General features: G+C 75.9%; 6 protein-coding genes. 3 read left to right on the forward strand and 3 right to left on the reverse strand.

Annotated features, from left to right (window positions below):
- Positions 1–1,079, reverse strand: a 1,079-nt coding sequence (locus ABD308_RS06105; protein WP_344328166.1) for a ThiF family adenylyltransferase, incomplete at its 3' end; no start/stop codon positions are given.
- 255 nt (positions 1,080–1,334) lie between these two features.
- Between ABD308_RS06105 and ABD308_RS06110 the strand changes: the two genes are divergently transcribed.
- Positions 1,335–2,063 carry a M48 family metallopeptidase gene (locus ABD308_RS06110; RefSeq protein WP_344328169.1) on the forward strand — a complete coding sequence of 243 codons (729 nt, stop codon included), beginning with the start codon at positions 1,335–1,337 and terminating at the stop codon, positions 2,061–2,063.
- A 93-nt stretch (positions 2,064–2,156) separates the two neighbouring features.
- Here the strand turns inward: ABD308_RS06110 and ABD308_RS06115 are convergent, their stop codons facing one another.
- Together ABD308_RS06115 and ABD308_RS06120 are read right to left on the reverse strand one after the other, a co-directional pair.
- Positions 2,157–2,777 carry an NUDIX hydrolase gene (locus ABD308_RS06115; protein ID WP_344328171.1) on the reverse strand — a complete coding sequence of 207 codons (621 nt, stop codon included), beginning with the start codon at positions 2,775–2,777 and terminating at the stop codon, positions 2,157–2,159.
- Positions 2,774–4,336, reverse strand: a complete 1,563-nt coding sequence (locus ABD308_RS06120) for a zinc-dependent metalloprotease (RefSeq protein ID WP_344328176.1) — start codon at positions 4,334–4,336, stop codon at positions 2,774–2,776. The genes ABD308_RS06115 and ABD308_RS06120 overlap by 4 nt, the downstream gene beginning before the upstream one ends.
- Positions 4,337–4,546: 210 nt before the next feature.
- Here ABD308_RS06120 and ABD308_RS06125 point away from each other — a divergent pair, with 210 nt between their 5' ends.
- Both ABD308_RS06125 and ABD308_RS06130 read left to right on the forward strand, forming a co-directional pair.
- Positions 4,547–5,695, forward strand: a complete 1,149-nt coding sequence (locus ABD308_RS06125) for an NAD-dependent epimerase/dehydratase family protein (RefSeq protein ID WP_425554702.1) — start codon at positions 4,547–4,549, stop codon at positions 5,693–5,695.
- Positions 5,696–5,777: 82 nt separating this feature from the next.
- Positions 5,778–5,961 (forward strand): molybdenum cofactor biosynthesis protein MoaE (locus ABD308_RS06130; RefSeq protein WP_344328180.1); only part of this gene is annotated, 184 nt, incomplete at its 3' end.

A 5,961-nucleotide genomic window follows, 5' to 3' on the forward strand; every position in this document is an offset into this window, starting at 1 on the left:
GGTGTCGGCTGCCAGAGGCAGCCGCAGTCGGGGTGGCCCTTGAGCCGTAGACGGCGGGCCATGCCGTCGACGGCGGACAGTTCGCACCAGCCGTCCACGCTGGGCGGCCGGCCGCCGTCCAGGTAGACCTGGACGTGCAGGGCCGCGAGGCCGGCGACGGCCGTCGCGAGCGCGGTGTCGCAGGCCGGTGTCGGTGCCCGCCCCGGGCCGCTGTCGGCGAGCTGGGCGAGGATCCGCGGCCAGGCGGCGTCCTCGTCCTCCCGGGCCAGGACCAGGCAGTGGCCGCAGGCCGAGACACCCGGCAGGACCAGGGGCCCGACCACCCCGTACTCGTCCACCACCCCGACGTACAGGTGCGGGACCCCGGCCCGGAGCAGTTCGCGGGCCTGGGGCGTGCCGCCGGCGAAGGCGCCGCTGCCGTCCCGGGGCGCGAGCACCACCAGGTCGGGCAGCCCCGGTCTCGGTGGGCGGCCGCGCCGGCCAGGGCGCCGCGCGGTGGCCCGGTCGACGGCCTCGCGGGCGGCGGTGGTCCGGAGCCGCCCGACGTCGGACGGCGGCAGCCCGGCGGGGGCGCAGTCCGAGGGGGTGACCCGCCCGGAGTCCACCACGGTGACCGTGCCGATGCCGCCCGCCGCGAGGACGGCGGCGACGGCCGCGCCGATCCGCCCCGCGCCGCGGACCTCGACCGCGTGCCCGGGTCGCTGGGCCAGGACGGCGGGCGCGGCGCCCGGGGGCGGGTGGATCAGCGACAGCGACGCGAGGTCGGGGCCGAGCAGCTCGCGGTGCGGCTGGGGGAAGCGGGCCAGGGCCTCCGCCGAGGCCTCGGCGTCGTCGAGCACCCCGGCCTCCTCCAGCAGGTCGAGCAGGGAGTCGGCGGGGTCGCGCCCGAGGCCGATCCGCTCGCCCTCGTCGAGGAGCGCGGGCCGGTCGCGGGTGCCGTCGACGAGGCCGAGGAACTCGCACAGGGTCTTGTCGGCGGCGTTGCCGAGCACCCCCGCGTGCTGCGGGATGGTGCCGAACTGGAGGGTGTCCGAGTCCCGCCAGCTGCGGGAGAGGGCGGGCTTCAAACCGAGGCGCACGGCGGTCTTCCTTCCGATGGTTTCCGGACGGCTGACGGCAGCATGCCCGATGGGGGCGACGTGGTGCGGTGGGTTGTCCACAGGTACGGGCACATGATCGGATGACCCGTTCGCATGCCCTGTGGATAACTTGGCGTCCGGTCCGATGTCGTATTCCGGACACCTGCCGTCGGCCTTTCGTTCCCGATCGCTCCACGAAACATTTCGGCCATGGCAGCGGACTTCTGCCAGGGGGAGCGGGTAACGTCGTGTGGCATGGCAGCCGAACGGGACTCCCATCCCTCGGCGTCGCCTCGGCGTGCCCGTGCAGCGTCCGGGTCGCACGTGGCGGCGCCGAGTACGCGCGGGCGTCCGGAGCAGCGTCCCGACCAACGGCCGGAGCAGCGACCGGAGCCGCAGCCGGGGGCCGCGCGTGAGCCGCTCGACCGGTCCCGGGTGGAGGTGCGGCGCAGCGCCCGCCGCAGTCGGACGGTGTCCGCCTACCGCGAGGGCGATCGCACGATCGTGCTGATCCCGGCCCGGATGTCGCACGCGGAGGAGCAGCGCTGGGTCGCGCAGATGCTGGAGAAGCTGGCCGCGCAGGAGAGCCGCCGGGTGCTCGGTGACGACGCGCTGGTGGCCCGGTCGCTGGAGCTCTCGGCGGCCTATCTGGGCGGTCGTGCCCGGCCCGCCCAGGTCCGCTGGGTGACCAATCAGAACTCGCGCTGGGGGTCGTGCACCCCGAGCGAGCGGACGATCCGGCTCTCGCACCGCCTGCAGGGGATGCCGGAGTACGTGGTCGACTACGTGCTGCTGCACGAGCTGGCGCACCTGCTGGTGCCGGACCACGGCCCGGACTTCTGGGCGCTGCTGGAGGCGTATCCGCGGACGGAGCGGGCGCGCGGCTATCTGGAGGGGGTGGTGTCGGCGGCCCGGCTGCCGCACATCCCGGGGGCCCGGCACGAGGCCGCGTCGGAGGCCGGCCCGGCGGAGTCCTGCGGCTGAGAAGGCGGGGAAGCGCGGACGGAACGGACGACGGGAGGGGCGCGGACCGCAGTGGTCCGCGCCCCTCCCGTCGTGCGGGCGCTCCCGAGTGCTTCAGCCGGTGAGCTCGCGGGCGCGCGCCACCAGGTCGCGCACCGAGTGGTCCGTGAGCTCGGGCAGGCGGTCGTAGTCGAACCAGCGCAGGTCCAGCGACTCCTCGCTGATCAGCGCCTGGGCGCCGGGCGGGGCCACCGCGATGTACTGGACGTCGAGGTGGGTGTTCTCGGGCCGGTCCTTGCCGGTGCATCGGACCTGGTGGCGGTCCAGCTTGGCGGGCACCGGCACGCCGTCGCGGGTGAGCAGCACGAGGTCGGGGATGCCGGACTCCTCGGTGGCCTCCCGCAGGGCGGCCGAGGCGAGGTCGCGGTCGCCGGGCTCGCAGTGGCCGCCCATCTGCAGCCACCGGCCGACCTTGGGGTGCAGGGTCAGCAGCACCCGTCCGGCGTCGGGGTCGACGACGGCGGCGCTGGCGGTGATGTGGGCGGGCAGGCAGGAGCGGTAGAGGCCCTCCGGCTGCTCGGCGAGGTGCCGCAGGTAGGCGAGGCGCAGCCGGTCCTGTTCCGGGTCGGCGGGCCGCCAGGCCTCCAGGGCGCGGACGGCGTCGGTGTGCAGCGCGTCGGGGCCCGGAGCCCCCGCAGGCGCGGTGTCGGCGCGGTCGGTCCCGGTGGCCGTCATGCGGTGGGCTCGCCCTTCCCGTGGTCGTCGCCGCCGTGCTCGCCGTCGTCCTTCGTCAGGTCGGGCTTCGCGGAACCGGGCCCCTGCTCGGAGGCGCCGCCGGCCGCGGCCTCGCCGAGCAGCTTGTCGAGCGCGTCGAAGTCGATGCCGCCCTCCAGGCCGTCGCCGCCGTCCCGGTGCACGAAGGCGTCGGGGTCGTCGAGGTCGGCGGCGGTGGGGAGCATGTCCGGGTGCTGCCAGAGGTCGTCGCGGCCCTCGGTGCCGCGGGCGTCGGCGAGCAGGGCCCAGAGCCGGGCGGCGTCGCGCAGCCGGCGCGGGCGCAGTTCGAGGCCGACCAGGGTGGCGAAGGTCTGCTCGGCGGGCCCGCCGGCGGCGCGGCGGCGCCGGACGGTCTCGCGCAGCGCGCCCGCCTGCGGCAGGTGGGGCTCGGCGGCGGCGTGCACGACGGCGTCGACCCAGCCCTCGACGAGGGCGAGCGCGGTCTCCAGGCGGGCGAGCGCGGCCTTCTGCTCGGGGGTGTCCTCGGGCTGGAGCAGGCCGCCGGCAAGAGCCTCCTGGAGGGCCTCGGGGTTGCTCGGGTCGAGCTGGCCGACGAGTTCCTCCATGCGGGAGCTGTCGACCTTGATGCCGCGGGCGTAGGCCTCGACGGCGCCGAGCAGGTGGGCGCGCAGCCACGGCACGTGGGCGAAGAGCCGCTGGTGGGCGGCCTCGCGCAGGGCGAGGTAGAGGCGGACCTCCTCGGCGGGCACGCTGAGGCCCTCGCCGAACTCGGCGACGTTCTGGGGCAGCAGCGCGGCCTTGCCGGCCGGGGCGAGCGGCAGGCCGACGTCGGTGGAGCCGACGACCTCGGCGGCGAGGGCGCCGAGCGCCTGGCCGATCTGGGTGCCGAACATGGCGCCGCCCATGGAGCGCATCATGCCGAGCAGCGGGCCGGCCATGGCCTGCATCTCCTCGGGCAGGACGCCGCCCATGGCGTTGCCGACGCGCTCGGCGACCGGGTCGACGAGGTCCTTCCAGACCGGGAGGGTGGCCTCGATCCACTCGGCGCGGCTCCAGGCGACGGCGGTGCCGGCGCCGGAGGGGAAGGTGGTGACGCCGTCGAGCCACAGGTCGGCGAGGCGGACGGCCTCGGCGACGGCGGAGCGCTCGGCGGCGCTGACCGAGCGGTCCTTGCTCTTGCCCTCGGCCGGCTCGGCGACGACGGTCTGCCGGGCGATGTCCTTGGCGAGGTCCCAGTTCACCGGGCCGCCCTCGAAGGAGAGCATCTGGCCCAGCTGCTGGAAGGCGGCGCCGAGGTCGTTGGGGTTGAGGCCGCCGAACATCGCGGCGAAGGGGTTGTCGCCGGCGCCGGGCCCGCCCGCGCCGGGGGTGCCGGGCATGCCGGGCAGGCCCATGCCGAACAGGGCGCCGAACGGGTTGCCGCCGGCGAAGCCGAAGGGCTGCGGGCCGCCGGACTGGGCGCCGCCGCTCTCGTCCTTCTTCTGGTCGTCGTCGGGCTTGGCCTTGCCGTCCTCGGGCTCCTCGGGCGGAACGCCGAATCCGAAGGGAAGGTCGCTCACGGGTTCCTCGATCCGGTCGGCCGTCATACGGGGTGGTGGCGGTGAATCCGCCTGCTCGGGGCGTTCGGCGGAGTGGGGGGACTCCCGGCCGGTGGGCGGCTCCCGCGCGGCTGGCCCGCGCCGGGTGCACCGCCGGGCCTTCGCCTCGGGCAGGATGGACGTACGTGACACACGTACGTACGCACATAAGCTAACCGTGGAGGATGGCCGGTGAGTTCCCCGCCCTCGGACGTTCGCTCTGGGCTGACCGGAGGAGAGGACGCCCCGGACATCACGGCGTCGCCGCCTCCAGCCTATGCCGGAAGACCGCTGACCGTGGCGGTCACGGGTGCCGCCGGGGTGCTCGGCGAGCGGGTCTCGGCCCGCCTGGTGGCCTCGCCGGGGGTGAAGCGCGTGCTGGGGGTGGACGACCGGCGCGGCGAGGTGCCCGGGGTGCAGTGGCGGGTCCTGGACGTACGGGACCCGGCGGTCGCCGAACGGCTGGCCGGAGTGGACGTCGTGGTCCACCTGGCGATGGACCTGGGCATGGAGTCGGACCCGAGGGCGCGCAGCGCCTACAACGTGCGCGGCGCGCAGACGGTGCTGACGGCGGCCGCGGCGGCCGGGGTGCACCGGGTGGTGCTGTGCACGTCGGCGATGGTCTACGGCGCGCTGGCGGACAACGAGGTGCCGCTGGCGGAGGACTCCGAGCTGCGCGCGACCGAGGAGGCCTCGCTGGTCGGGGACCTGCTGGAGATCGAGCGGCTGGCGCGGCGCGCGCCGCGGGCGCACCCGGGGCTGCAGGTGACGGTGCTGCGCCCGGCCGTGGTGGTCGGCCCCGGGGTGGACACGGTGCTGACCCGGCACTTCGAGGCGCCGAGGCTGCTGGTGGTGGCGGGTTCCCGCCCGTGCTGGCAGTTCTGCCACGTGGACGACCTGGCGGCGGCGCTGGAGTACGCGGTGCTGGGCCTGGTCGAGGGCGAGGTGACGGTCGGCTGCGACGGCTGGCTGGAGCAGGAGGACGTGGAGCGGCTGTCGGGGATCCGGCGGATGGAGCTGCCGGCCACGCTGGCGCTGGGAACGGCGGCGCGGCTGCACCGGCTGGGGCTGACGCCGGCGCCGGCCGGGGACCTGGCGTACACGATGTACCCGTGGGTGGTGTCGGGCAGCCGGCTGCACGAGGCGGGCTGGCGTCCGGCGCACACCAACGAGGAGGTGCTGGCGGAGCTGCTGGCGCAGGTGGCGGGCAAGCACGCGGTGGCGGGTCGCCGGCTGGGCGGCAAGGAGGCGGCGACGAGCCTGGGCGCGGCGGGGGCGACGGTGGCGCTGGTGGGTACGGCGGCGCTGGTGCGCAGGGCGCGCAAGCGGCGCCGGTTCTGATCGGGCGGAGCCGATCCCGGGCGGACGGGTGCCGGGCGGGGTGTGGGAGGCCCTTGCCCCGGCCCGTCCGAGATGGGCGATCATGGGGGGCATGTCCGAGAACCTCGACCCGATCCGCCTGCTCGCGATCCGCGACACCCCGCTCTCGCTCGACGAGGTGTACGAGGCGGTCGGGGACGACGCGGCCGGCGGGACGACCGTCTTCGTCGGGACGGTCCGCGACCACGACGGCGGCCGGCCGGTGTCCGTGCTGGAGTACAGCTGCC

Origin of the sequence: Kitasatospora putterlickiae (assembly GCF_039527695.1) — a bacterium.
In the GTDB taxonomy this organism is placed as follows: domain Bacteria; phylum Actinomycetota; class Actinomycetes; order Streptomycetales; family Streptomycetaceae; genus Kitasatospora; species Kitasatospora putterlickiae.

Bases quoted from the DNA above. Each gene is read 5' to 3' on its own strand.
- ABD308_RS06115 (WP_344328171.1), bottom strand. From the start codon at position 2,777: ATGACGGCCACCGGGACCGACCGCGCCGACACCGCGCCTGCGGGGGCT.
- ABD308_RS06110 (WP_344328169.1), top strand. From the start codon at position 1,335: ATGGCAGCCGAACGGGACTCCCATCCCTCGGCGTCGCCTCGGCGTGCC.